At 74.7% G+C, this 25,836-nt stretch carries 15 protein-coding genes and 1 riboswitch; of the genes, 5 read left to right on the top strand and 10 right to left on the bottom strand.

The genetic code is table 11. The features are described 5' to 3' along the window. Positions 1–40 precede the first annotated feature (40 nt). Positions 41–1,429 carry an MFS transporter gene (locus tag NXY84_RS06000; RefSeq protein WP_258726213.1) on the top strand — a complete coding sequence of 463 codons (1,389 nt, stop codon included), beginning with the start codon at positions 41–43 and terminating at the stop codon, positions 1,427–1,429. Here the strand turns inward: NXY84_RS06000 and NXY84_RS05995 are convergent. From NXY84_RS05995 to NXY84_RS05970, 6 genes are all read right to left on the bottom strand, one after another. Then, positions 1,426–2,238: an exodeoxyribonuclease III gene (locus NXY84_RS05995; protein WP_258726212.1), complete on the bottom strand. Its 813-nt coding sequence runs from the start codon at positions 2,236–2,238 to the stop codon at positions 1,426–1,428. The two genes, NXY84_RS06000 and NXY84_RS05995, sit on opposite strands and share 4 nt — an antisense overlap. A gap of 161 nt (positions 2,239–2,399) precedes the next feature. Beyond that, positions 2,400–7,448, bottom strand: a complete 5,049-nt coding sequence (locus NXY84_RS05990; RefSeq protein WP_258726211.1) for an ExeM/NucH family extracellular endonuclease — start codon at positions 7,446–7,448, stop codon at positions 2,400–2,402. A 378-nt stretch (positions 7,449–7,826) separates the two neighbouring features. Further along, positions 7,827–8,711, bottom strand: coding sequence for a bifunctional methylenetetrahydrofolate dehydrogenase/methenyltetrahydrofolate cyclohydrolase (locus NXY84_RS05985; RefSeq protein WP_258726210.1), 885 nt, complete (start codon positions 8,709–8,711; stop codon positions 7,827–7,829). Positions 8,712–8,816: 105 nt separating this feature from the next. Further along, positions 8,817–10,091: a serine hydroxymethyltransferase gene (glyA, locus tag NXY84_RS05980; RefSeq protein ID WP_258726209.1), complete on the bottom strand. Its 1,275-nt coding sequence runs from the start codon at positions 10,089–10,091 to the stop codon at positions 8,817–8,819. A gap of 73 nt (positions 10,092–10,164) precedes the next feature. Next, positions 10,165–10,254, bottom strand: a riboswitch (ZMP/ZTP riboswitch). A gap of 92 nt (positions 10,255–10,346) precedes the next feature. After that, complete coding sequence (locus NXY84_RS05975) at positions 10,347–10,838, bottom strand: GNAT family N-acetyltransferase (protein ID WP_258726208.1); 492 nt, start codon at positions 10,836–10,838, stop codon at positions 10,347–10,349. Between the two features lie 106 nt (positions 10,839–10,944). Next, the gene (locus NXY84_RS05970; protein ID WP_258726207.1) at positions 10,945–11,676 is read right to left on the bottom strand and encodes a TetR/AcrR family transcriptional regulator; all 732 of its coding nucleotides are present in this window, start codon (positions 11,674–11,676) and stop codon (positions 10,945–10,947) included. A 139-nt stretch (positions 11,677–11,815) separates the two neighbouring features. On the opposite strand from NXY84_RS05970, the gene NXY84_RS05965 reads away from it, so the two are divergent. After that, on the top strand, positions 11,816–14,104 hold the full coding sequence (locus tag NXY84_RS05965; protein ID WP_258726206.1) for an MMPL family transporter: 2,289 nt from the start codon (positions 11,816–11,818) through the stop codon (positions 14,102–14,104). 72 nt (positions 14,105–14,176) lie between these two features. Next, positions 14,177–15,046: a formyltetrahydrofolate deformylase gene (gene purU / locus NXY84_RS05960; protein ID WP_258726205.1), complete on the top strand. Its 870-nt coding sequence runs from the start codon at positions 14,177–14,179 to the stop codon at positions 15,044–15,046. Positions 15,047–15,122: 76 nt separating this feature from the next. On the opposite strand, the gene NXY84_RS05955 is transcribed toward purU, so the two are convergent. The 4 genes from NXY84_RS05955 to NXY84_RS05940 are packed head-to-tail and all read right to left on the bottom strand — an operon-like array spanning position 15,123 to position 19,424. After that, the gene (locus NXY84_RS05955) at positions 15,123–16,349 is read right to left on the bottom strand and encodes a sugar ABC transporter permease (RefSeq protein ID WP_258726204.1); all 1,227 of its coding nucleotides are present in this window, start codon (positions 16,347–16,349) and stop codon (positions 15,123–15,125) included. Beyond that, the gene (locus tag NXY84_RS05950; protein WP_258726203.1) at positions 16,346–17,206 is read right to left on the bottom strand and encodes an ATP-binding cassette domain-containing protein; all 861 of its coding nucleotides are present in this window, start codon (positions 17,204–17,206) and stop codon (positions 16,346–16,348) included. Before NXY84_RS05950 ends, NXY84_RS05955 begins: the two co-directional genes overlap by 4 nt. Then, a complete protein-coding gene (locus NXY84_RS05945) occupies positions 17,203–18,309 on the bottom strand; it encodes a substrate-binding domain-containing protein (protein ID WP_258726202.1) in 1,107 nt (368 codons plus the stop codon). Before NXY84_RS05945 ends, NXY84_RS05950 begins: the two co-directional genes overlap by 4 nt. Beyond that, positions 18,306–19,424, bottom strand: coding sequence for an ROK family transcriptional regulator (locus tag NXY84_RS05940; RefSeq protein WP_258726201.1), 1,119 nt, complete (start codon positions 19,422–19,424; stop codon positions 18,306–18,308). Before NXY84_RS05940 ends, NXY84_RS05945 begins: the two co-directional genes overlap by 4 nt. Positions 19,425–19,772: 348 nt before the next feature. On the opposite strand from NXY84_RS05940, the gene NXY84_RS05935 reads away from it, so the two are divergent. Next, positions 19,773–21,068, top strand: a complete 1,296-nt coding sequence (locus NXY84_RS05935) for an ABC transporter substrate-binding protein (protein ID WP_258726200.1) — start codon at positions 19,773–19,775, stop codon at positions 21,066–21,068. 157 nt (positions 21,069–21,225) lie between these two features. Continuing rightward, the gene (locus tag NXY84_RS05930) at positions 21,226–25,836 is read left to right on the top strand and encodes a DUF4157 domain-containing protein (RefSeq protein ID WP_258726199.1); all 4,611 of its coding nucleotides are present in this window, start codon (positions 21,226–21,228) and stop codon (positions 25,834–25,836) included.

The raw sequence follows: 25,836 nt of genomic DNA, 5'->3' as shown, positions 1-25,836 counted from the left end.
CTGATTGACACTTCCCAATCAGTGAGGCCATGCTGCGTGCGTGACCACCTCCGGCTCCCCCGGCCCGGACCCCGCTCCTCCACCGCCCGCAGCCCCGGCAGCGGCCCGGCGGCGCTCGCTCGCGTTCCACCCCGACTTCCGGCGGTTGTGGACCGGCGACGCGCTCGGCCAGCTCGGCGCCCAGCTCACCGGGCTCGCGCTGCCCGTGTTCGCGGTGCAGCACCTCGGGGCGACCGAGTGGCAGATGGGCGCGCTCGGTGCCGCGGAGACCGCCGCGTTCCTCGTGATCGGGCTGCCCGCGGGCGCGTGGGTCGACCGCATGCGCAAGCGGCGCGTCCTCATCACCGCCGACCTCGTCCGGGCCGTCGTGCTCGCCGCGGTCGTCGCGCTCGCGCTCACGGGACACGCGTCGATGGGCCTGCTGTACGGCGCCGCGCTCGTGCTCAGCTGCGCGAGCGTCTTCTTCGACATCGCCCACCAGAGCTACGTCCCCGCGCTCGTGGGCCTCGAGCACGTCGTCGAGGGCAACTCCAAGCTCCAGGCCACGCAGTCGGTCGCGATGGTCGCCGCGCCGGCGATCGGCGGCGCGCTGCTGCGGGTCATCTCCGCCCCGCTGCTCATCGTCGTCAACGTCGTGACGTACCTCGTGTCGGCGTTCGCCGTCGGGCGGATCCGTCACACCGAGGACCTGCCCGCGCGCGGTGAGCACCCGCCGCTGCGGGCCGCGATCGCCGAGGGGCTGCGGTTTGTCGTCCACCAGCCGCTGCTGCGCCGGATCGTGGCCTGCACCGGGCTCGGCAACATGTTCCACGCGGCCGGCGAGGCGCTGGTCGTGCTCTACGCGCTGCGTCACCTCGGGCTCGACCCGGCGGGGCTCGGGCTCGTCTTCTCCGCCGGCGCCGTCGGCGGCCTCCTCGGCGCGCTCCTCGCGGACCGGCTCGCGCGGTGGGTCGGGGAGGGCCGGATCATCCCGGTCAGCGCCCTGTTCTTCGCCCCGGCCTACGCGCTCACGCCGCTCGCGTCACCGCTGCGCGACCTCGGGGTCCCGCCCGAGGTGCCGCTCGTCGCGGGCGGCGCGCTGCTGTCGTTCTGGGTGGTCGTCTACAACGTCGCGCAGGTCAGCTTCCGGCAGCGGCTGTGCCCGCCGACGCTGCTCGGGCGCATGAACGCCTCCGTACGGTTCGTGGTCTGGGGCAGCATGCCGCTCGGCGCGCTCGTGGGCGGCTGGCTCGGGAGCACCGTGGGCGTCCTGCCGACGCTCTGGTTCGCGGTCGCGGGCGTGACGCTCGCCGCCGTGCCCGTGCTCGCGTCGCCGCTCCTCGGGATGCGTGAGCTCCCGGGCGCCGAGGCGACCGCGGCTGCCGCACCTCCCTCGCGCTCCCGCCCCGCGGAGCCGTCCGGGCCCACGGGCCCGTCGTCGGGGACCTAGAGCTCGTACCCCACGACGACCGGGGCGTGGTCGCTGAACCGCGCGGCGTACGCGTCGGCGCGGTCCACCTCGACGCTGCGCGCCAGGTCCGCGAGCGCGGGCGTCGCGATCTGGTAGTCGAGCCGCCAGCCCGCGTCGTTGTCGAACGCCTGCCCGCGCCACGACCACCAGGTGTACGGCCCGGGGCCCTCCCCGCCGTGCTCGCGCCCGAGGTCCCGCCAGCCGAGGTCGTCGAACCAGCGGTCGAGGTAGGCGCGCTCCTCGGGCAGGAAGCCCGCGGACTTCTGGTTGCCCTTCCAGTTCTTCAGGTCGACGTTGCGGTGCGCGATGTTGATGTCGCCCGCCACCACCGCGAGGCCGCCGGCGTCCGCGATGGCCGCCATCCGCGCCGTGACCGCCTCGAGGAAGGAGTACTTCTCCTCCATCGACGGCGTCCCGACCGTGCCGGAGTGGATGTAGGCCGAGACGACGGTGAGGGTGCGCGCCGGGGCGTCGTCGGTCGCGGCGACCTCGAGATCCGCCTCGACCCAGCGCCCGGTGTCGCAGGCGTTCCCCGTCGCGAGCCCGATGCGGATCGCCGACATCGGCAGTCGCGAGGCGATCGCGACGCCCGCGCGGCCCTTGAACTCGGACGCCTCGTGCGCGAGGTCCCACTCGGCGGTGGGCAGGAAGTCGCTCAGCAGCTCGTCGGGCGCGCGGACCTCCTGGAGCAGGAGCACGTCGGGCTTGCGGGTCGTGAGCCAGTCCCCCATGCCGCGCTTCCAGGCGGCACGGATCCCGTTCACGTTCACGGTCGCGATCGTCAGCACCGGACCATCCAACCCCATGCCACCCACAGCCCCCGACCCCCGCGAGCGCGACGCCGGTCACACCCCGCGGACGCCGGCCCCGGACAGCGCGACGGGGTGCCGGCGCCTCCCGGCACCGACACCCCGTCCCCGGCACTCACCGCCGGGTCACTCCCCCACGGTCAGGACTTCTTCTTGACCTTGACCGTGATCTCGTTGCTGCTCGTCGTCCCTGCGGCGTTCGCGAGCTCGACGCGGTAGCGGTACGTGCCCGCCGCCTTGCCGGTGAACGCCGTCGACGCGGACTGCGCGCCGGGGCCGGTGCCCGTGAGCGCCTGCGTGTCGACGAGGACGTCGTTCTCGTAGAGCCGGTACTCGCTCGCCGCCGTGCCCCACCACTTCGTGGCGGTCACGGTGTACGAGCCGTCGCCGTCCCAGTTGTCGTGCGCGAGCGACGGCTTGCCGGGGTTGGCGTCCGTGACCTTGACCGTGACCGACGTGGTCGCGGTCGTGCCCGCGGCGTTGACGAGCTCGCCGGTGTACACGTACGTGCCGTTCGCCCGGCCGGTGACCTGCACAGAGGCGAACTGCGGGAGCGGGGACCGGTCGGTCACCTTCTGCGTGTCGATCAGCACCCCGTTCTCGAACAGGCGGAACGTCGTGCCGTTCTGGCCCCACCACAGCGCGGCCGAGATGGTGTAGTCGCCGTCCCGCAGGCCGGTGTCCCACCCGTTGTCGCTCACGAGCGTCGCACGGCCCGGCGGCACCGTGGCCACGGGACCGCCCGCCTCGACGGTCACGGGGATCGTCACGGTCGTGCCCGACGGCGCCGCCACGAGCGTGAGCAGCACCTCGCCCTCGACGTCGTCCGGCACGGCCAGCTCGACCGAGGCGGCCCCGCCCGAGACCGGGATCTCGACGGGCGCCGCGGCGCTCCCGGCCCACGTCGCGGTGAGCGACGTGTTCGCCGGGCTGCCGAGCGACGTGAGGTCCAGCTTCGCCACGTCGAACGCGACCGTCTCGCCCTGCGTCGCCTCGGTCGGCAGGCCGGTCACCTGGACCGACTGCCGCGCGAAGTCCGGCGAGACCGGCTGGTTGGCGCCGAGGTAGGAGATCCAGGCGTCGCGGTCGACGAGACCCGAGTCGCGCGGGTCCGCGCCCTCCGTGAACACCCGGAAGTTGTCGCCACCCGTCGCGAGGAACGAGAACGTCCCCACGCGGTACGACGCCTCCAGGTCGATCGGCTGACCGTCAACGGTGACCGACGTGATGCGGTCGCCCTCGGGCAGCGCCGGGTCGAACGTGTACGTGACGTTGTCCGACAGGCCCAGCTGCAGGTAGGGGCGCGACGGCACGTTGCCGTCCTTGTCGCGCTGCCACTGCTGCTCGAGGAGCGTCACGAACTGCTCGCCCGTGAGCGAGACCGTCCACAGGTTGTTGAGGAACGGCAGGACCGCGTTCGCCTGGGCGTACGTGATCTGGCCGTCCGCGGCCGGGCCCGGCGGGGTGTACGACGACTGCGTCGCGAACAGGTCCGCACGCAGGCCGCCGGGGTTGACGACGCCGATCTGGGCGCCGCCACGAGCCGGGTCGCTCAGGCTGGCCTTGAGCGCGTCGGCCACGAGCCCGCCGAGGGTCGACTCCGACGCGCGGTCCCCGCTCGTCGTGCCGGTGTACGCGGTCGTGATGTCGGCGGAGATGCTGCCGACGACCTTGTTGCCCTCGACCTTGGCGACCTCGAGCGCCGCGTCGACGATCGCCTTGACCTCGGCGACGCGCGAGTACGCGGCGACGAGCTCGGCGGCGGGGGTCGTCGTGCGCTTGACGTTCTTCGCCTCGTACGAGACGAGCGCGTCGGTGTCGTTGTCGACCGTCAGCGTGATCGAGCCGATGAACTCGCCGTACGAGCCGGTCTGCAGGACCGGGCGGGTCTGGCCCTCGCGGCCGGGGACCGGGGCGTCCCACGCGTACTGCTTGTGGGTGTGGCCCGTGAAGATCGCCGCCACGTCGGCGTCGGTCTCCGTGACGATCTTCGCGAAGACGCCGCCCGCGGCGACCTCCTCCTCGAGGGTCGCGCCGTCGGGCGTGCCCGCACCCGCGCCCTCGTGGTACTCGGCCACGAACACGTCGGCCTCGCCGTTCGCCTCGTCGCCGTCGCTCAGCTGCGCGACGACCCGGTTGACGGCGTCGACGGGGTCCCCGAAGTCGAGGCCCGCGACACCGGCCGGCGTCACGAGCGACGGCGTCTCCTGCGTCACGGCGCCGACGACGGCGAGCCGCTTGCCGGCGACCTCGAGGATCTCGTACTCCGGCAGCGCCGGGGTCGTGGTGCCGTCGAGGTAGACGTTCGCGCCGAGGTACGCCCACCGGGCGTTGGTCCGGTCGGCGGCGACGCGGTCGACGAGGTCGGCGAACCCGCCGTCGAACTCGTGGTTGCCCACGGCCGACGCGCGGAGGTCGAGCGCGTTGAGCACGTCGATCGTCGGCTGGTCCCGCTGGACCGACGACGCGAACAGCGACGCGCCGATGTTGTCGCCCGCGGACAGCAGCACGGTCGAGTCCTCGCCGTGCGCCGCGCGCTCCTGCTCGATGGTCCCCGCGACGGCCACGGTGTTGGCGTCGATCCGCCCGTGGAAGTCGTTGAGGTTGAGCAGGGTCAGCTCGGTGGTCTCCGCAGGAGCGGCGGCCGTGATGCCGAGGAGCACCGGGTCGTGGTCCGAGGACCGGTACGGGCTCGCGTCCGTGAGGACCGTGCCGTGGTAGTTGTACCGGCTGTACTCGAGCGCGAGGGACTCGGGGGCGTTGATCTCCCAGATGTCCGCACCCGTCGAGCGCGCGAGCATCGCCTCATTGACGAGCACGTGGTCGAGCGACCCCGCGAGCCCGCTGAAGCTGTACGAGTACTCGCCCGTGCCGAAGTGCGCGGTGACGTCGGTGTACCCGGCGTCGTACAGCACCTCGAGCGGGTCCTCGCGCGTGTACGCGTTGAAGTCGCCGACGAGCGCGACGGCCTCGACCGGGGTGGTCGTGTAGTCGTCGAGCACCGTCGGGACCCACGCGGCGAGGGCCGTGGCCTGCGCGACGCGCGACGCGTTGGACGCGCCCTGGCCGTCGCCGGCGTCGGCGTCGCCCGGGAGCGGGCCCGCCGAGCCCTTGGACTTGAAGTGGTTGACGACCACGAGGAACGGCTCGCCGCCGCCGAGCGGGACGAACGCCTGCGCGATCGGCTCGCGGGCGTTCGCGAACGCCTCGCCGGTGTCGCTGAGGTCGCCGAGCGCGCGGGCCTCCCCGAGCAGCTCGACCGAGCCCGTCCGGTAGATCAGCGCGTTCGTGATGACGTCGAGCTCGCTCGCGTCCGGCAGGTCCCCCGAGGACGGGACGTGCGCCCAGCCCGCGGACGGGTCCGCGGCGTTCAGGGCCGCGACGAGCGTCTGCGTGGCCTCGTCGGCCTGCTCGCCGAGCGCCGCCGAGTTCTCGATCTCCATGAGACCGACGACGTCCGCGTCCGTGGCGTTGATCGCCGCGACGATCTTGGCCTGCTGGCGGGCGAGGTCGCCGCCGTCCCAGGCGCCGCGCGGGCCGTTGTCGGTGCACTCGTCGACCGTCACGCCGTCCCCGGTGCGGTCCCGGTAGGGCGAGCAGCCCGCGGTGTCCGCGCCGAGCGTCGTGAAGTAGTTGAGCACGTTGAACGACGCGACCCGCAGGTCGGCGGCGCCCAGCGCCTCCGCGTCCGGCGCCGCGGCACGCGTGTTCGTGAACTGCGTGCGCTCCGCGAGCGGCGTCGCGTCCGTGACCTGGCTCGTCGGGTTGAGCTTCCAGGTCGAGTTCCGGAAGTCGACGATCAGCGGCTGGGTGAACACCACCGGGGCGCCCACGCGGACCGGGTCGGTCAGCGAGACGTACGGCGGCGTCTGCGACGAGTTCGCCGCGGTCAGGAAGTTCGTCGTCGCGCCGTCGTCGAGCACCACCGCGCGTGCGGCGTTGTCCGCGGCGACCGCGGCGGCCTCGGGCGAGCCGGGGGCGGCGACGTCGGTCGGCTGGATCAGCGGGCGGTCGCCGGACGCGAGCCCGACCTCGCCGTACTGGTTCGTCGAGTACGTGTTGCTCACCGTGAAGGCGCCCGCCGGGGCGTAGAGCATCGACTCGAGCGTCTCGCGCTGCGCGTCGGTGGTGGGCCATGGCGCGACCGCGGGGGTCACGGGCTCGGCCGCCGCGAGCGGCGTGACCGTCGACGCGGTGACCTGCGTCAGGCCGTTGAACTCGGCCACGGTGCCGGTGACCTCGACGTGCTGGCCGACGGTCGCCGTGACGCCCGCGGGCTGGTAGACGAACAGCGCGTCGGACGCCGTGCGCGTCGCCGGGTCGGTCGGGCCGCCCGTGCCGGGCGTCTGGATGACGAACCCGCGCAGCCCGCCGGTCGGGTAGGCGGCGGTGACGACGCCGCGCGTCGTGACGCTCGCGCCGACGTACGTGCTCGCCGCGCCGGTGCCCTGGATCGCGGCGATCGCGATCGGCTCGGGGGCGGTCGTCGGGGTGGGCGTGGGCGTCGCCGTGGGGGTGGGCGTCGCGGTGGGAGTCGGCTCCGGGGTGGGCTGCGTGCCGCCCGTGCCCGCCGGCGTCGGTGCGCCCGCCGTGAAGTCGGCCTTGTTGTCCGCGGTGTTGGCCGCGCCCGTGCGCGCGATCGACGTCGTCGCGCTCGGCGCCGGGGCGGGTGCGCCCGCGAACGCCGCGCCTGTGCCGAAGCCCACGAGGTCGACGACCGCCGGGTCGCTCGCGCACGCCGTCGTCGCGCAGGTGAGCCGGGTGGCGGACGAGACGAGGGCCACGTTGCCGTTCGTCCCGGACAGGTTGACCGTGCCCGTGGCGTCGGGGGTCGGGAGGTTCGAGACCGTCCCGGCCGTCTGCGTCGCCGCCTGGACGAGGTACGTGCTGCGCGCGGGGACCGTGCCCGTGAGCGGGATGGACCCGCTCCACAGCGTGCCGGCCGCGGACGCGTACTGCAGCGACCACGAGGACAGCTCCACGGGGGCGTCGGACGCGTTGTAGAGCTCGACGAAGTCGTGGGTCAGGACCGAGCCGGTGTTGCCGCCCCCGCCGTAGACCTCGTTGATCACGACCGCGGCGTCGGGTGCGACGGCGGCGTACCCCGGGGCGACCCCGGGGAGCGTGAGTGCCGCGGTGGCGGCAGCGGCGACGGCGGAGCGCCGCAGCCAGGGGTGGGACAGGTGCATGCGTCGATCCCTTCGAGCGCGGACGTGCCGCGACGAGTCCGGGCGCGTCCGTCCTCGTGCGGACGGGGCGCAGGTGCCGACCCCGAGCGGTCGGCGGCACACATCTACGGGAGCCGATCGACGCGGGTGTACGGGGGAGGTGAACCCGGTGTGAACATCTCACATCCCGGTCGTTCCGGCACGGACCGGACCGGGAAAGTTACCGGTCCGTCACATTCGTCGCCCTGCCCCGACGGGCGACCCGGTCGCACGTCGACGTGCCGCACCGTCCCCGTGCCGAGATCTCCCCCGCGGCTGCCCGTCCGGTCCGGGAACGACGACGACCCCCGCCGGACGCAGCCGTCCGGCGGGGGTCGTCACGCGGTCGCGACGCGGGCGTCAGGCGCCGAGAGCGCGCTCCGCGGAGTCCACGACGTTGCTCAGCAGCATCGCGCGCGTCATCGGGCCGACCCCGCCCGGGTTCGGCGAGATCCACGCGGCGATCTCCGCGACCTCGGGGTGCACGTCGCCCGCGAGCCGGCTCTTCCCCGTCTCGGGGTCGGGCACGCGCGAGACCCCGACGTCGATCACGACCGCGCCCGGCTTGACGATGTCCGCCGTGATGATGCTCGGCACGCCGGCCGCGGCGACGATCACGTCGGCGTGCCGGGTGTGCTCGGCGAGGTCGTGCGTGCCGGTGTGCGTGAGCGTGACCGTCGCGTTGACCGCGCGGCGCGTCAGCAGCAGCCCGATCGAGCGCCCGACCGTCGTCCCGCGGCCCACGACCACGACGTCGGCGCCCGCGAGCTCGATGCCGTGCCGCTCCAGCAGCTCGATGATCCCGCGCGGCGTGCACGGCAGCGGGGAGCTGATCTCGTCGTTGACCCGCAGCACGAGGCGCCCGAGGTTCGTCGGGTGCAGGCCGTCCGCGTCCTTGCCCGGGTCGATCAGCTCGAGCACGCGGTTGGTGTCGATGCCCCGGGGCAGCGGCAGCTGGACGATGAAGCCCGTGCACGCCGGGTCGTCGTTGAGCCGGCGCACCGCGGCCTCGATCTCGTCCTGCGACGCCGTCTCGGGCAGGTCCTCGCGGATCGACGCGATCCCGACCTCGGCGCAGTCCTTGTGCTTGCCGTTGACGTACCAGCGCGAGCCCGGGTCGTCGCCGACGAGCAGTGTGCCCAGCCCGGGCTGCACGCCGCGCGCGGCCAGCGCGGCCACCCGCTCGGTGAGCTCGGCCTTGATGGCGGCGGCGGTGGCCGTCCCGTCCAGGATCTGTGCGGTCATGGTGTCTCCTCGCGCGGGGGCGGCTGGGTCGGGCGGCGTGCGGTGGCGCGGGCAGGCGGTCGGGCGGTGCCCCCCCGGGGGCGACCGCCCGACCGCCGACCGCGGTCAGTACTGCTGCAGGCCGGCGTACAGCGGGAACGCGTCCGCGAGCTTCGTGACCCGGGCGCGCAGGGCCTCGACGTCTGCCGACGCGCCGGCGACGAGCGCGGTCGCGATGATGTCGGCGACCTCCGCGAACTCCGAGTCGCCGAAGCCGCGCGTCGCCAGCGCGGGCGTGCCGATGCGCAGGCCCGACGTCACGCGCGGGGGGCGCGGGTCGAACGGGACCGCGTTGCGGTTCACGGTGATGCCGACCGAGTGCAGGAGGTCCTCGGCCTGCTGGCCGTCGAGGTCCGAGTGCCGCAGGTCGACGAGCACGAGGTGCACGTCGGTGCCGCCGGTGAGCACCGAGACGCCGGCGCCCGTGACGTCGGCCGCCGTGAGGCGCTCGGCGATGAGGCGCGCGCCGTCGAGCGTGCGCTGCTGGCGGTCCTTGAACTCCTCGGTGCCCGCGACCTTGAAGGAGACCGCCTTGGCGGCGATCACGTGCATGAGCGGGCCGCCCTGCTGACCCGGGAAGACGGCCGAGTCGATCTTCTTGGCGTACTCCTCACGGCTCAGGATGAAGCCCGAGCGGGGGCCGCCGATCGTCTTGTGCACGGTCGAGGACACGACGTCCGAGTGCGGGACGGGGCTCGGGTGCAGGCCCGCCGCGACGAGGCCCGCGAAGTGCGCCATGTCGACCCAGAGCTTGGCGCCGACCTCGTCCGCGATCGAGCGGAACGCCGCGAAGTCGAGCTGACGCGGGTACGCGGACCAGCCGCCGATGATGACGTCGGGGCGCTGCTCGAGCGCCTTCTCGCGCACCTTGTCCATGTCGACGAGGAACGTCTCGGGGTCCACGCCGTACGCGCCGACCTGGTAGAGCTTGCCCGAGAAGTTGATCTTCATGCCGTGCGTGAGGTGGCCGCCGTGCGCGAGCTCGAGGCCGAGGATCTTGTCCCCCGCGTTGATCAGCGCGTGCAGCACCGCCGCGTTCGCCGTGGCGCCCGAGTGCGGCTGGACGTTCGCGTGCTCCGCGCCGAAGAGCTCCTTGGCGCGGCTGATCGCGAGCGTCTCGGCGACGTCGACCTGCTCGCAGCCGCCGTAGTACCGGCGGCCGGGGTAGCCCTCGGCGTACTTGTTGGTCAGGACCGAGCCCTGCGCCTGGAGCACGGCACGCGGGACGAAGTTCTCGCTCGCGATCATCTCGAGCGTGCCCTGCTGCCGCGCGAGCTCGCCGTCGAGGACGGCGGCGATCTCGGGGTCCAGCTCGGACAGGTTCTGGTCGAGCAGGCTCATGGTTCTCCTCGCAGTCAGCGGGTGCGTGGTCTCTCCCGGCACACGGACGGGCACGCACACGAGTGGTGTGGTGACCGGGGGCCCAGGCGTCCGACCCGAAGTCTGCTGCTGCTCGTCGCTCCCCGGTGGTGACCCACCCGTTGCGCCAGTCGCGACGCGGACAGCCTAGCAACCGGACGCGGCGCCGCGGCAACGCGTCCGGTCGCTGGGTGTGCGGATCGTGCGGGACGCGGGCAGCGACCCGCGCCCGCGACGTCAGACCGCCGCGCTGTCGCCCAGGATCTTGCGCAGGTACGCGTACGTGAGGTCGCCGACCGTGCGGTCGTGCTCGTGCTCGTAGCCGTGCTTCTCGTACAGCGCGAGGTTCTGCACCGAGTCGCGGCCCGTGAAGACCCACACCTCGGAGGTGTCCTCGGGCAGGTGCGGGAGGATCGCGAGCAGGAGCTGGGTGCCGATGCCCTGGCCCTGGAGGTCGGGCGCGACGGCGAGGCGGCCGAGCGTCGCGCGCGTGCCCTCGAGGAGCACGCGGATCGAGCCGACGAGCCGGTGCCCCGCCCACGCGCCGAGCGTGATGACGTCGGGGTTCGCGAGGTCGGCGCGCAGCTCGTCGAGCGTCTGGGTCAGCGGCGGGATGCTCGGGTCACCGTAGATCTGCGCCTCGCTCACGAACGCGGCGCGACGCAGCGTGAGCAGCTCGCCGGACTCGGCGTCGCTCACGGGGCGGATGTCGACCTCGGGATCGCTCATGGGCCCATCGTCTCAGAGGCGACGCGCACCCGGCGACAGACGTCCGGGGTGAGGTCGCGGGTGAGGTCGTGGGCGAGGTCCGGCGTCGGCCGCGGGCGGGCGCGGGTCAGCGCCGGCCGGCCGGGACGGGCGGGGCGTACGTCACGCCGATCGTGCGGGCGACCTGCTCGAGCTCCGCCTCGAAGTACGGCTCGACGTCGCTGAACATGAAGCGCAGGTGCCCGAGCGCCTCCATGCACACGACGCCGTAGAGCCGGACCCAGCCGTTCGCGAAGACCCACAGCGCCGGCTCGGGCAGGTCCACGCCGGCGGTGCGCGCGAAGGTTGCGAGCTGGCCGCAGCTCGCCGCCACTCCCCCGTGCAGCTCCGGCAGCGGGAAGGGCCGCGCCGCCCAGAGCCCGACGAAGAGCTCGAGGAACAGCGCGGCGAACCGGCGCGACTGCTCGCAGCCGTCCTCCCCGTCCGCCCACAGGCCGTCGCCCGAGCGGAACATGAGCCCGAACTCGGCGGGGTGCGCGAGCGCCCAGCCCCGGAACGCCCGCACGGCCGCGAGCATCCGGGCGCCCAGGTCGTCGCCGTGCTCCTCGAGCGCCGACGTGACGACGCCGTGGACCTCGCCGAAGAGGTCGTCGCAGAGCGCGAGCAGCAGGTCGTCGAGGCTCGCGTAGTAGCGGTACAGCCCGGGCGCGGTCATGCCCATCTCCCGTGCGATCCCGCGCAGGGTCGGGGGCTGGCCCTTCTCGGCGACGAGGAGCCGGCGCGCGGTCGCCCGGATCTCGGCCTCGGTCGCGGCGCGCAGCCGGTCACGGCGCGGCACGACGGTCTCGGTCGTCGTCATGCGGCTCCTCCTGTCCACGGGCCGGTGTGGCGGCTCGGCCGTCCGCTGCAGCCTGCCACGCCGCCGGCGCGCACTCGGCGTTGACACGAGCATACGCCCGATGCTTGGGTAAACACTGTTCGCTAACGCCGTTTACTTCGTGACGCGTCATCGCGTCGCGCTGTCCCTGGGAGGTCCCGTGCTCGACGCGCTCGGTCGTCTGACCCACCGGCACGCCCGCTGGGTGCTCGCCGTCTCGCTCGCCCTGGCCGCCCTCGCCGCGGTGTGGGGCTCGTCTGTCTCCGACCACGTGCAGGCCGGCGGGTTCACCGTCCCCGGCTCCGACTCGGAGCGCGCCGAGCAGCGGGTCGCCGCCGAGCTCGGGGCGACGCGCCCCGACGTGCTCGTGACCTACGCCCACCCGACGCTCGCCCCCGACGACCCGCCGTTCGCCGCGGGCCTCGCGACGCACCTCGACGGTCTGCCGGACGGCGCGACCGCCCGCGTCGTCCAGCCCTGGACGCCCGGCCTCCCCAGCGACGCGCAGGCCGCGCTGCTCGGGACGGACGGCCGGTCGGCGCTCGTGGTGATCTCGGTGCCGGGCGCCGACCTCGACGCCCGCGTCGACGCGTACGGCGTCCTCGAGCCGCACCTCGCGGCGCCCGCGCCGTGGACCACCGCCGTCGGCGGGTCGCTCGCGGTCAACGCGGACCTCTCGCACCGCGCCGAGACCGACATCGCCGCGGCGGAGACGATCGCGATGCCGGTGCTCCTCGTCCTGCTCGCGATCATCTTCGGCAGCGGCGTCGCGGCGCTGCTGCCCGTCGTCATGGGCGTGCTCGCGATCCTCGGCGCGATGGGCCTGCTGCGCACCCTGACCCTCGTGACCGACGTGTCGACGTTCGCCATCAACGTCACGACGATCCTCGGCCTCGGGCTGGCGATCGACTACGCGCTGTTCGTCGTGAGCCGGTTCCGCGAGGAGCTCGCGCGCACGGACGACGTGGGCGCCGCCGTCGTGCGCACCGTCACGACCGCGGGCCGCACCGTCGTGTTCTCGGGCCTGACCGTGCTCATCGCGTTCGCGGGGCTGCTCGCGTTCCCGCAGATGTTCCTGCGCAGCATGGGGCTCGGCGGCATGGCCGTGGTGCTGCTCGACATGGTCCTCGCCGTGACGCTCCTGCCCGCGCTGCTCGCGCTGCTGGGTCGCCGTGTCGACGCCGGGCGGCTCCCGCGCGGGCTCACGCAGCGGCTCGCGGGCCGTCGCCGTCCGCGCACCCCGGCGTGGACCCGGCTCGGGCGCGGCGTGCTGCGCCGGCCCGGGCTCGTCGCCGCGGGGGTCACCGGCGTCCTCGTCCTCCTCGCGCTGCCCACGCTCGGGCTCGTGGTGGGCTCGTCCGACGAGCGGGACCTCCCCGCGTCCTCGCCCGCCCGGCAGGCGACCGAGCAGCTCGCGGAGCTCTTCCCGGGCGGCGGCAGCGAGGTCACGCTCGACGTGGTGCTCGACGGGGCCCCGGACCCCGCGGTGCTCGACGGCTACCTCGCCGACCTCGCCGCGCTCCCGGGGGCCGGCACGGTCCGGGTCGTCGCCGCCACCGACGCGCTCACCTCCGTCGCGGTCACGACCTCCGGCGCGGTCGACGCGCCCGCGACGCGCGAGCTCGTCCGGGACGTGCGCGCGCTCGACGGCCCCACCGGGCCCGACGGCGCACCCGTCGGGGTGCTCGTCGGCGGGGCGGCCGCGGCGAACGTCGACTCGACCGACGCGATCACCTCGGCGCTCCCCTGGGCACTGCTCGTGATCGCGGGCGCGACGGCCGTGCTGCTGTTCCTGGCGCTCGGGTCGCTCGTCCTGCCGGTCAAGGCCGTGGTGCTCAACGTCCTCTCGCTCGGGGCGACGTTCGGCACGGTGTGGTGGGCGTTCGGCGACGCGCACCTCGCGGGCGCGCTCGGGTTCACCGCGACCGGGCGCATCGACCCGTCGAACCTCGTGCTCATCGGGGTCATCGCCTTCGGCCTCGCGATGGACTACGAGCTCTTCCTCCTGAGCCGCGTGCGCGAGGAGCACCTGCGCGGCCGGTCGGCGCAGGACGCGATCGTCGTCGGCCTCGAGCGCACGGGACGGACGATCACGTCGGCCGCGCTGCTGCTCGTGGTGGTGCTCGTCGCGATGGGGACGTCCGGGGTCACGTTCCTCAAGGTCATCGGGCTCGGTCTCGCGTTCGCGGTGCTCGTCGACGCCACCCTCGTGCGGGCGCTGCTCGTGCCGGCGACCGTGCGGCTGCTCGGCCGGTCGGTGTGGTGGCTGCCCGCGCCGCTCGCCCGGCTGCACGCGCGGGTGGGGCTCCGCGAGGGCGAGATCCCGGCGGACCCCGGGAGCGGCGCAGGTGCGGGCCCGGCGGCGCCCACCGGCGGACGACCGCGGGAGCTCGTCGGCACCGGCGCCTGACGGTCGGCCGGCGGCGCCCCTGCGGGTGCCGCCGGCCGGGCACGCCGGACCGCTCGACTACGCTCAGCCGTCGTGGCCACCACCGACGACACCGCCTCAGGCACGCACTGGGTCCTGACGCTCTCCTGCCCCGACCGCCCCGGGATCGTGCACGCGGTCGCCGGTCTGCTCGCGGAGCTCGGCGGGAACATCACCGAGTCGCAGCAGTTCGGCGACGCGCTGTCCGGGCTGTTCTTCATGCGGGTCCAGGTGACCTCGTCGGCGTCGCGCGCGGAGCTCGAGGGTCCGCTCACCGAGCTCGCGCAGCGGTTCACGATGGACTGGGAGCTCGACGTCGCGGGCCGCCCCGTGCGCACGCTGGTGCTGGGCTCGACCGCCGCGCACTGCCTCAACGACCTCGCGTTCCGCCAGCGCTCCGAGAAGCTGCCGATCGACATCGTCGCGGTCGTCTCCAACCACACCGTGCTGGCCGAGCTCGCCGCGTTCTACGGCATCGACTTCCACCACGTGCCCGTGACGGCGGCGACCAAGCCCGCCGCGGAGGCCCGCCTGCTCGAGCTCGTCGAGGAGCTCGACGTCGAGCTCGTCGTGCTCGCGCGCTACATGCAGATCCTGTCCCCCGAGCTGTGCGCGCGGCTCGCGGGACGCGCGATCAACATCCACCACTCGTTCCTGCCGTCGTTCAAGGGCGCCCGCCCGTACGCCCAGGCGCACGACCGCGGGGTCAAGCTCATCGGCGCGACCGCGCACTACGTGACCGGGGACCTCGACGAGGGGCCGATCATCGAGCAGGACGTCGAGCGCGTCGACCACACGCGCACGGTCGAGGACCTCGTCGCTCTCGGCCAGGACGTCGAGCGCCGGGCGCTCGCGCGGGCCGTGCGCTGGCACGCCGAGCACCGGGTCCTGCTCGACGGGCACCGGACGATCGTCTTCCGCTGACGTCCGGGGGCCGCCGTCCCGTCGCCGCGCCCGCGGTGCCGTCGGCGGGCGCGGGGCGAGAGCGGCGCGCGCCCGGTCAGACCTGGTTGGCCCGCCGCACGACCGAGTCGATGAGCACCGCGAGCGCGAGCACGACACCCGTGATGACGTACCGGACCGACGTGTCGAGGTCGAGCAGCGTCAGGCCGCTCGAGATCGACTGGATCACGAGGATGCCGAGCAGCGCCGACCACGCGCTGCCCCGGCCGCCGAAGAGGCTCGTCCCGCCGATCACGGCCGCGGCGATCGCGGTGAGGTAGATGTCGCCGCCGCCCGTGCCCTGGTTGGCGGCCGCGAGGCGTCCGGCGGACAGGATGCCGCCGAGCGCGGCGAGCGTCGAGCACGCGACGAACGCGGAGACGAACGTGCGCTGCACGGGCAGGCCGGCGCGGCGGGCGGACTCGACGTCGCCGCCGACGGCCCGGACGGCCCGGCCCCAGCGCGTGCGCCGCAGGAGCAGGTCGACGACGGCCACGAGCCCGACGAACAGCGCGAACGTGAAGCCCACGCCACGGTTGGTGTTGAGGTACGCCACGGCGCCGAACAGCACGAGCGCGAGGGTCCCCACCCGGGCGGCGACGACCGTGAGGCTCGCGACCGGCAGCTCGGCCCGCTCGCGGCGGGCGCGGCCGACGAGGAGGCTCGCGGCGTGCGCGACGACGACGAGCGCGACGAGCGCGTAGGACAGCCCCGCCGGGAGGAACCCGCGCTGCGAGACCTGCACGAGCCACGACTCGAACGGCAGGTTCACCGAGCCCGTCGGCCCGAGCACGCGCAGCTGGAGGCCCGCGAAGACCAGCAGCCCGGCGAGCGTGAACACGAAGCTCGGCAGGCGCAGCCGGGTGAACAGGACCCCGTACAGCAGGCCGGCACCGACACCCACGCCGAGCGCCGCGAGCGCGGTGAGCGCGATCGGCCACCGCAGCTGCACCGCGCCGACCGCGACGACCGCCGCCGCGAGACCGCTGACGGAGCCGACGGACAGGTCGATCTGCCCGACGAGCAGCACCAGCACGACCCCCAGCGCGAGCACGCCGGTCGCGGCGCACTGCAGCGTGAGGTTGACGAGGTTGTCGCTCGACAGGAAGTACGGGTTGAGCAGCTGGAACACGAGCCAGATGACCGCGAGCGCGACGACGATCGGCACCATCCCGAGCTCGCCCGAGCGCACGTGCCCCACGAGCTCGCGGAGCGCACCCCCGCGCCCCGGGGTGCTCGCCGCCGGACCGGCCGCGAGGCGGCGCTCGCGGCCGAGCACGCTCACGGGATCACCTCGTGCGCGTCGGGGCCCCGTGGCGCGTCGGGGTTCGCCGCGGCGTCCGCCCGCGGCCGTCCGGCTCCCACCCCCGGCCGGGACGGCTCGCCGCCGGGTGCGCCGCGCCGGGGTGCCCCCGACGTCGCGCCCGTGACCGCCGCGATGAGGTCCTCGTAGCTCGTGCTCGCGGCGTCGAACTCGCCGTTGACGCGGCCGAGGCGCAGCACGACGATCCGGTCCGCGACCGCCTGGACGTCGGCCATCGAGTGGCTGATGAGCACGACGCCGTGCCCGCGCTCGCGCAGCCGCTCGATGAGGCTGAGCACCTCCGCGGTCTGCGTGATGCCGAGCGCCGAGGTCGGCTCGTCGAGCACGAGCACGCGCGGCTCGCCCAGCAGCGAGCGCGCGATCGCGACGGCCTGCCGCTGACCGCCCGAGAGCGCGCCGACGGGGACGCGCACCGACGGGACCCGCGCCGCGAGCTGGCCGAGCAGCGTCCACGCCTGCTTCTCCATCGCGACCTCGTCGAGCAGGACCGCGCGCGTGACCTCCTGGCCGAGGAAGATGTTCTCGACGACGTCGAGGTTGGCGCACAGCGCACCGTCCTGGAACACCGCCGCGATGCCGTGCGACCGTGCCGCGGCGGGCGTGGACAGGCTGACCGGCTGACCGTCGAGCAGGACCTGCCCGGCGTCGGGCACGAGCGCACCGGAGATGACGCCCGCGAGCGTGGACTTGCCCGCGCCGTTGTCCCCGATGACCGCCACGACCTCGTGCGGCCGGATCTCGAGGTCCACGTCGACGAGCGCGCGGACGGCTCCGTAGCTCTTGGAGATGCCGCGCAGCGAGAGCACCGAGCCGTTCATCGGGCCACCTCTCCCACGAGACCTGCTTCGCTGCACGCGCGGGTGTAAGGCTGCACGCAGATCTCCTCGATCGTATAGAGGCCGCCGTCGACGACGACGCGGCCCAGGTTCTCGACGGTCACCGCGGTGGGGGTCAGCAGGAGCGCGGGGACGCCCTCGACGGTCGCGGTCGTCGCGGGCTGCTCGCCGTGCAGCACGCGCACCGCGAGCTCGGCGGCGGTGCGCGCCTGCTCGGTGATCGCCTTGTAGACGGTCATGTACTGGTCGCCCGACACGATCCGCTGGATCGCCGCGAGCTCGGCGTCCTGCCCGGTGACGGGCGGGACCGGGTCGAGCCCGGCCGCCTTCATCGCGGAGATCGCGCCGCCCGCGGTGCCGTCGTTCGCGGCGTAGACCGCGTCGACGCGCCCCGCGTACTGCGTGAGCTGGCCGGCGACCCACTCCTGCGCCTTGTCCGGGCTCCAGTCGGGGGTGTCGTACGCGGCGAGCACCCGGATGTCCGTGCCCTCGAACGCGCCGCGCACCCCGGCCTCGAGCGCCGCCGAGTTGGCGTCGGTCGGGGCACCGCCGACGAGCAGCACGCCCGGCGGGTCGTCGCGGTCGGCGAGCTCGCCGCTCTCCGCGAGCGCGCGGACGAGCGCCTCGCCCTGCAGCTGACCAACCCGGCGGCTGTCGAACGAGACGTAGTAGTCGAGCCGGGCGCTCGCGATGAACCGGTCGTACCCGATGACCGTCACGCCGCGCTCGCGCGCCGCCTCGACGATGCTCGCGGCCGCGGTGACGTCGACCGCGTCGAGCACGAGCACCCCGGCGCCCTGCGTGAGCACCGACTCGGCCTGCTCCTGCTGGCGGGCGGCGTCCTGGTCCGCGTTCGCGTACAGCACCCGGCACGTCGGGCAGCGGCGCGCGACGACCTGCTCGAACGTCGGGCGGTCGACGCCCTCGTACCGCGCGGTCTTCGACTCGGGCAGCAGCAGCGCGATGGTCTCGCCCGACGGCGTGGGCGGCCCGTCGGCGCCGGCGGTGACCGACGCGCAGGCGGCCAGCACGAGCGTCAGCCCGGCGGCCACCGCGGCACCCAGGCCGGCCCGGCGGCGCGTCATCCCACCACCGCCACGGACCCGGCGACGGCCGCCCGGTCGAGCGCGACCGCGAGCGCCCCGCGGACCTCGGCGCTCGCCCCGAGCTCGGACGCGACGACGTCGACCGGCCCCGCGGTGCTCGGCACGGTGCGCTGCGCGAGCACGGTGCGCAGCGGGTCGAGCAGGATCCCGCCGGCCTCGGCGAGCTGGCCGCCGACCACGACGAGCTCGGGGTCGAAGACGTTGCACACGTTCGCCGCGGCGGCGCCGAGGTGCAGGCCCGCGTCCGAGATCACGCGGCGGCAGCCCGGGTCGCCGTCCTGCGCGCGCGTGATGACGTCGCGCAGCGTGAGGTGCCCGTGGCTCGCGGCGAGCATCGCGAGGAGCACGGGGGCGCCGACGAACGTCTCGAGGCAGCCCCGGTTGCCGCAGCGGCAGATCGGGCCGTTGTCGTCGAGCGTGACGTGCCCGATCTCCCCCGCGGTGCCCGAGCGGCCGTGGAAGACCTCGCCGCCCAGCACGAGCCCGCCGCCGACCCCGTGCGAGACCTTGAGGTAGAGCACGTGCCGCGCGCCGCGGGCCGCACCCAGGCGGACCTCCGCGAGCGCACCGAGGTTGGCGTCGTTGTCGACGTGCACGGGGATGCCGATGCGCCGCTCGAGCACCTCGGACACCGAGACGCCGTCCCAGCCGCGCAGCATCCCGACGGTGGCGATCCGGCCCGTGCGCACGTCGACGGGCGCGGGCACCCCGACCCCGACGGCCAGGACCTCCTGCATGCTCGCGTCGAGCGACTCCACCATCTCGGTGAGCAGGAGCGCCGCGCGGTCGAGGCCCGCGTCCGCGCGGTGGTCGGGCGGCAGGGGCATGCGCTGCTCGGCGATGACGCGGTGCGCGACGTCGGAGAGCGCGACGCGCATCGAGCGGGTGCCGAAGTGCACGCCGGCGACGAGGCCGAGGTTGCGCGCGAGCGTCACCTGCTGCGCGCGCCGGCCGCTGCGCGACGTGGGTGCGGTGTGCAGGACGCCGAGCACGGTGAGCTCTTTGACGATGTTCGACACGGTCGCCGGGGACAGCCCTGTGACCCCGGCCAGCTCGACCTGCGTGAGGGAGCCACGCTGCTGGACCGCACTCACGATCCGGGCCCGGTTGGCTTCACGCAGTGAAGTCTGGGAGCCCGGCGTCACCCGGTCTGTGCCCACAGCGGGAAGGATACACAGCGCCGGGAAGCCGCCCGGCGGGCCCCGTGGCCGGGAATTCCCGGAACGTCCCGGTGGCGGCCGGAAATCGGCGCTGCGCAGCGCTTTCGGCCGGTACGTCCGATCCCGGAATGGAAGCGCTCCCCCGTTCCGTGTGCCTTTTCACCCCGGGCACAACTCCGCAGAACGTGCCGCGAGGTCGATTCACTTGTTGACACCAACCAGGCCCCGTCCTTGGATGTGGAGCCGTCGGAGCCCCGACCCCGTCACAGAGGTTTGAATCCCATGCACCCAGCTCGTCCCCGCCGCCGCGCGCTCGCTCTCGTCGCCGCGGCCGCCCTCCTGCTCACCGCCTGCTCGTCCGGCGGTGAGGAGCCGGCGACCGCGCCGACCGCCACGGCCCAGCCCGACGAGGTCGAGGTCTTCACCTGGTGGGCCAGCGGGTCCGAGAAGCTGGGCCTGGACTCGCTCGTCGCCACGTTCGCCGAGCAGCACCCCGAGATCACGTTCGTGAACGGGTCCGTCGCGGGCGGCGGGGGCGGCGCCGCCAAGGACCTCCTGCAGTCGCGCCTCGAGGCGAACGACCCGCCGGACACGTTCCAGGCGCACGCCGGCGCCGAGCTGACCGACTACATCGAGGCCGGTCGCCTCGAGGACATCTCGGCGCTCTACGACGAGTGGGAGCTGCGCTCGGCGTTCCCCGAGGACCTGATCGAGCGGCTCACGGTCGACGGGAAGATCTACTCCATCCCGTCGAACATCCACCGCGCCAACGTCGTGTGGGCGAACCCCGGCGTGCTGAGCGCGTCCGGCCTCGACCCGGCGGCGAGCTACGCGAGCATCGACGAGTGGATCGTCGCGCTGCGGGCCGTCGCGGCGACCGGCCGCACCCCGCTGTCGATCGCCACGACCTGGACCCAGGTGCACCTGCTCGAGACGGTGCTGCTGGCCGACCTCGGCCCCGACGCCTACTCGGGGCTGTGGGACGGGACGACGGACTGGGCGGGCCCCGAGGTCCGCGAGGCGATCGAGCACTTCGACGTGCTGCTCGAGCTGAGCAACGCCGACCGGGAGAGCCTGGACTGGCCCGACGCGACGCAGCGCGTGATCGACGGGCAGGCCGCGTTCAACGTCATGGGCGACTGGGCCGTCGCCGAGTTCGAGGACGCCGGCAAGGTCCGCGGCACCGACTTCACCTACTTCCCGGTGCCCGGGACGCAGGGGGTGTTCGACTTCCTCGCCGACTCGTTCGTGCTGCCCGTCGGCGCGCCGCACCCCGACGGCGCCCGCGCGTGGCTCGACACGATCAGCTCGGTCGACGGGCAGACCGCGTTCAACCTCGAGAAGGGCTCGATCCCGGCGCGGGGCGACGTGTCGTCGTCGTACTTCAGCGACTACCAGCAGTCCGCGATGGAGTCGTTCTACGTGGACCGCATCGTGTCCTCGCTCGCGCACGGTGCGGCGGCCCCGAACGGCACGCTCACCGCGATCTCGACGGCCACCGGGCGGTTCGCCACGGGCACCACCGACGCCGCCGCCTTCCAGGCCGAGCTCGTGGCGGCGGCGACCACGACGCCGTAGGCGGTCCGGGCCGGGTGCGCCGACGGCACGCGCCGCGCACCCGGCCCGCCGCCTCCGGGTCCACGGGCGCGCCGGTCCCTTTCGGGCCGACGATGCTGCCCTCCTGGGCGCGCGCCCGGTGCTCGCACGTCGGCGCCGCCGGTGGTGCCCTGGGTGGGTGAGCGTGGCGCGCGACAACCCGCAGCGGCCCGCCGGCGCGCCGGACGCGCGCCGTGCGGCCACCCCGGACGTCCGTCCGGAGCCGGCCACCGGGTCCTCGCGGGCCGCCGCCGACGGCCTGCGCCGGTCGCGCGGCTCGGTCCTCGCGCTGCAGCGGCTCGCCGGGAACGCGGCCGCCGCGTCCGCGGTGCGCCACCTCCAGCGGGACGGCGGCGCGCCCGCCGGGACGACCGCCACCGCCACGCCGGCCGAGCCGGCGCTGCTCGTGGACGCCGGCGTCGCGCCGGGCCCGGGGCAGCTCAGCACCGAAGCATTCCTGCGCGAGCTGCGCCCCGCGCTCGAGTCCACGGTCGAGGCGGGCCTCGCGGGCACCCCCTACTCGGTCGCCGGGTGCCCGTGGATCGACCACTGGATCACGTACTACCAGGTCCGGCCCGCGGCGCAGCTCGAGCGGGCGCTGCGGCTCTGGGCACCGCAGGCGGCGGCCGCGGCGACCGGCGGCGACTACGTCCCCGCGGTGTGCGCCCGGGTGCACGACGGCGTGGCGTCGTGGCGGTCGACCGGAGCGGTCCCGTCGGCGCCGCAGGGCGGCCCGGACGCGGGAGGCCCGGCGGGCGGTGCTCCCGGTGCGGCACCGCCGGCTCCCGCCGCGCCCGTGCAGCGGGCCCCGGACGGTCCCGGGCAGCCGGGGGCGACCGTGACGACCGACGGGACGCGCCGGGCGGGGACCGCAGCGGGCTCGACCGGCTCCGGTGACCTCCTCGACGCCGGGACGCGCGCGCGCCTCGGCGGGCCCGACGTCGACGTGCGGCTGCACACCGGCGGCGCCGGCAGGGCGGTGGCCGAGCGGGCCGGCGCGGAGGCCGTCACCTACGGCCGCTCGATCTCCCTGGCCCCCGGAGCGCCGGCCCCGGGGACGCCGCTGGGCGACGCGCTGCTCGCGCACGAGCTCGCGCACGTCGCGCAGCAGCAGGACGCCACCACCCGGTCCGCCGGGGAGCCGGACGCGACGCCGTCGACCGACGACGCGCTCGAGCACGACGCGCACCTCGGGGTCGCCTCGACGCTGCTCCGGCTGCACGACGAGCACGCCATGGCCGCCGCCGTCGAGGACCGCCCGCGCCTGCGCTCGGGGCTCCGGATCGCCCGGTGCTCGGACACACCCGCTCTCCGCGACCCGCGTCCGGACTACGACGACGCGGTCAGCCGCCTGCGCGTGCTGTACGCACGCAAGCAGGCGGTCGTCGACGGCACCGAGCCACCCGAGGCGCTCCCGTCGATCGACGCGGGGATCGCCGTCGAGGTGGCCCGGCTGCGCGAGCTCGGCATCACGGTCGACGCGGACCGGATCCACGCCGCCGTGACCGCCGCCGAGCCCGTCGACCTCCTCCAGGTCCGCGGCCGGGTCGAGCGCCTGCCCGACGGCCCGGCGTTCCTCGGCCAGCGGATGCAGCTGCACGCGGCGCTCGACTACCTGCCCGCGGGACGCACGGCGCAGTACGAGTGGCGGTGGCGCACCGGCGGCTCGCGCGAGTTCCAGTTCCTCGCGGCCCCCGGGCGCTCCCGCGCGACCGACCTCGAGCTCGGCGAGCCGTTCTGGAACCTGATCGACGACGACATCCGGCGCAGCCACGAGATCGAGGTCCTCGCCCGGGTCTACCTCGGCGAGGAGGAGACCGCCGTGGCGACCCTGTCGTCCGGGTCCGTGGCGCTGTCCGACGAGGTGCCCGGCACCATCTCGCTCAGCGCCGACCCGCCGTCGCTCGTCCAGGGGGGCCGGACCACCGTGCGGCCCGCCGAGTGGGTCCCGCCGCGCTCGACGTACTCGATCGACTGGGACGTCGACGGGGAGGCCGCCGCGCGGGACGTGCCGGTGCTCGACCGGACGTTCGACCGCGCGGGCGAGCGCCAGGTCACCGCCCGGCTCTACCAGGTGCGGCGGAGCTTCGGCATCCAGGACCGCCGGCTCGTGCAGGAGGTGCGCACGACCCTGCGCGTCGAGGACCCGGTGGCGGCGGGCGAGCGCGTGCTCGACGCGGCCACGCCGGACCGGCTGCCCGCGCTCGGGACCGTCGCGACGTCGATCGAGGAGTCGATCGCCGACATGGAGCGCCGCGCGGCCCTCGGGGGCGAGCAGGCCGAGTACTGGCGTGACCGCATCGAGGCGCAGCGCAACCGCCTGGCCCGGCTGCGCGAGCAGGCCCCCGGCTCCGGGGCGATGCGCACGCTGCCCGGCGACCCCGCCGCGCTGGACCCCGCGGGCGTGTACTCGGCGGCGGTGCCCGCCGCGATCGTGCTCCCGAGCGGCGGTGGCGCGCAGCCGCTCGCGGTGCACCTGACGCTGCGGCACGCCGACGGCGTGTGGCACGCGCGGCTCATCGACTCCACGAGCGCCGACGTCGTGCACTTCGACGGCCAGGCGGCGACCGCGCCGGCCGCGCAGGTGGCGGCCCTGCGGGCGTGGGGCGCGGACCACCCCTACCCGCGCGGCGGCACCGTGACGTACCGCGGGGTGGCGTTCGCGCCCGGCGGGTCCTTCGAGACCACGACCGCGTGGAACACCGCGAAGGCGTGGGTCGACGGCATCCTCACGGTCGGCGGGGTCGTCGTCGCGGGGCTGCTGCTGCTCACCCCCGAGCCGACGACCGGCACGAAGTGGCTCGGCGCGATCATCCTCGCCGCGTCCGTGGGCCGGTCGGCCGTCGCGATCTACGAGAACGTCACGATGGGCATCCCGCCGACGGACTCCCGCAACGTCCTCGAAGGGCTCTCGATCGTCACCGCGCTCGTCGGGGCGGGCGGCAGCGCGCTGCGCCAGATCGGCGTGTCCGCGGTGCGGCCGACCGTCTACCGCGCGGGCAACTACCTCGTCATGACGTCGCTCGCGGGCGACGTCGGCACCCTCGCCTTCGCGACCGAGGCGGCGTACGCGCAGGTCCGCGCCGCCCAGAACGACCCGACGCTCGACGAGGGCCAGCGCGCGATGGCGGTGCTCCGCGTGATCTCGAGCGTCATGCTCAACGGCGCGATGTTCTTCGTGAGCAACCGCGACCTCATGAAGCAGGGGCTCCGGCGCTCCGACTTCTTCCGCACCGACCCGGCAGCGGTCGTGCGCGGCACGCCGCCCGGGGAGGTACGGCTCGAGACCGGCGCCCGCCTCGACGTCGCCGCGGAGCTCAAGGCGGCGGGCGAGCCGCTCGTCGGCGAGCGGCTCCGCTCACGCTCCCTGACCGACCGCGAGCTCGTCGACCGGCACGGGACGCTGCCCTGGATGCGCCAGGAGCTCACGCCGCCGCACGTCGCGGAGATGCTGCTGCACATGGAGACCGACGCGCTCGTCGCGCTCCAGGACGTCGGCGCCGCGACGGCGCGGACCGCGCTGCTCGGGCTCGGCGACTACGGCGCGGCCAACGTGCTGGCGCCCGTGATGCGCGGGAGCGGCGTCGCGTCCGTGGCCGCGAGCCGCGTGGCGACGGGCAGCACGATCGTCGTGTGCCCCACGAACCGGGGCCTCGTGCGGATCAACGGCGAGCTCGACATCAGCCCGCGCAGGCTCGTCGAGATCCCGGCGGCGGGACGCGAGGACGTCATGCGCGCGTACAAGGCGCTGCAGGACGCCGGCGGGAGCCGCGCCGCGCTCACCCCCGCGGACCGCGAGCTGCTCGACCGGGTCACCGGGACCTCGAACGGGTTCCGGCTGCGCAGCGAGTACCACCGCGCGCAGGCCGACGCGCTGCTCGTCGAGCTCGGGATCACGACGCTGCCCGCCGAGCAGCGCGCGATCTTCGACGCGATGACCGACGCCGACCGGGACCGGCTGTTCGACCTGGTCAACGAGCGCCCCCCGTCCGCGGCACGGGACCTCCGCCGCCAGGCCGCGGCCTACGCGCTGCCCCGCTCCGACAGCGTCCGGGCGTTCGTCGAGCAGTACCAGGTGTACTCGACGCACTTCCTCGGCACGGCCCGCGCGCGCATCGACGTGTACGCCGAGCGGGTCCGGACCGAGGTGGCGGCGGCGACCGCGGCGTCGGGTGGCACGCCGCCGACCCCCAAGCAGCTCCAGGCCATCCAGAACCGGGTCAAGACCGCGCTCGGGATCACGGGCAACGCCGAGAACTTCTACTACGCGCAGGTGCTCCACGAGATGTCCGGGCGCACCTCCGGGGGCGCGGTCGACACCACCCGTCCCGGCGCCGCCGCGGTCGCCGACGTCGAGGCGGAGTACCAGCGCCGCGTCACCGACCTGCGTGGGCGGGTCGGCTCGGTCGCGGTGCCGCCCGGGCTGCCCGACGCCGAGCTCGTGGCCAGGCTCCAGGGGCTCGGCGACATCCCGTTCGGCAGCGAGCCGGCCGCCGCGTACCACGTCGCGAAGCACTACTCGGAGCTCCCCCCGGGAGTCCGGTCGGCCGCCGAGGCCGCGGGGGCGTCGGACGTCGACACGTACCTGCTGAGCGCGCACCGCACCATCGTGAGCGGGTCCGCGACGCTCAGCTCGAGCCAGGACGGCACGGCGCGCTCCGTGCGGTTCGTGCACGACGGCATGATCGCCATCGTGCGCGTCGGGAACGACGGGCGCGCGCTGCTGGCGACCCACATGGGAGGGCGATGA

This window comes from Cellulomonas sp. NS3, assembly GCF_024757985.1.
In the GTDB taxonomy this organism is placed as follows: domain Bacteria; phylum Actinomycetota; class Actinomycetes; order Actinomycetales; family Cellulomonadaceae; genus Cellulomonas_A.
Note: the sequence above shows the minus strand (reverse complement) of the source record. Positions and strands in the feature narration are given on the sequence as shown.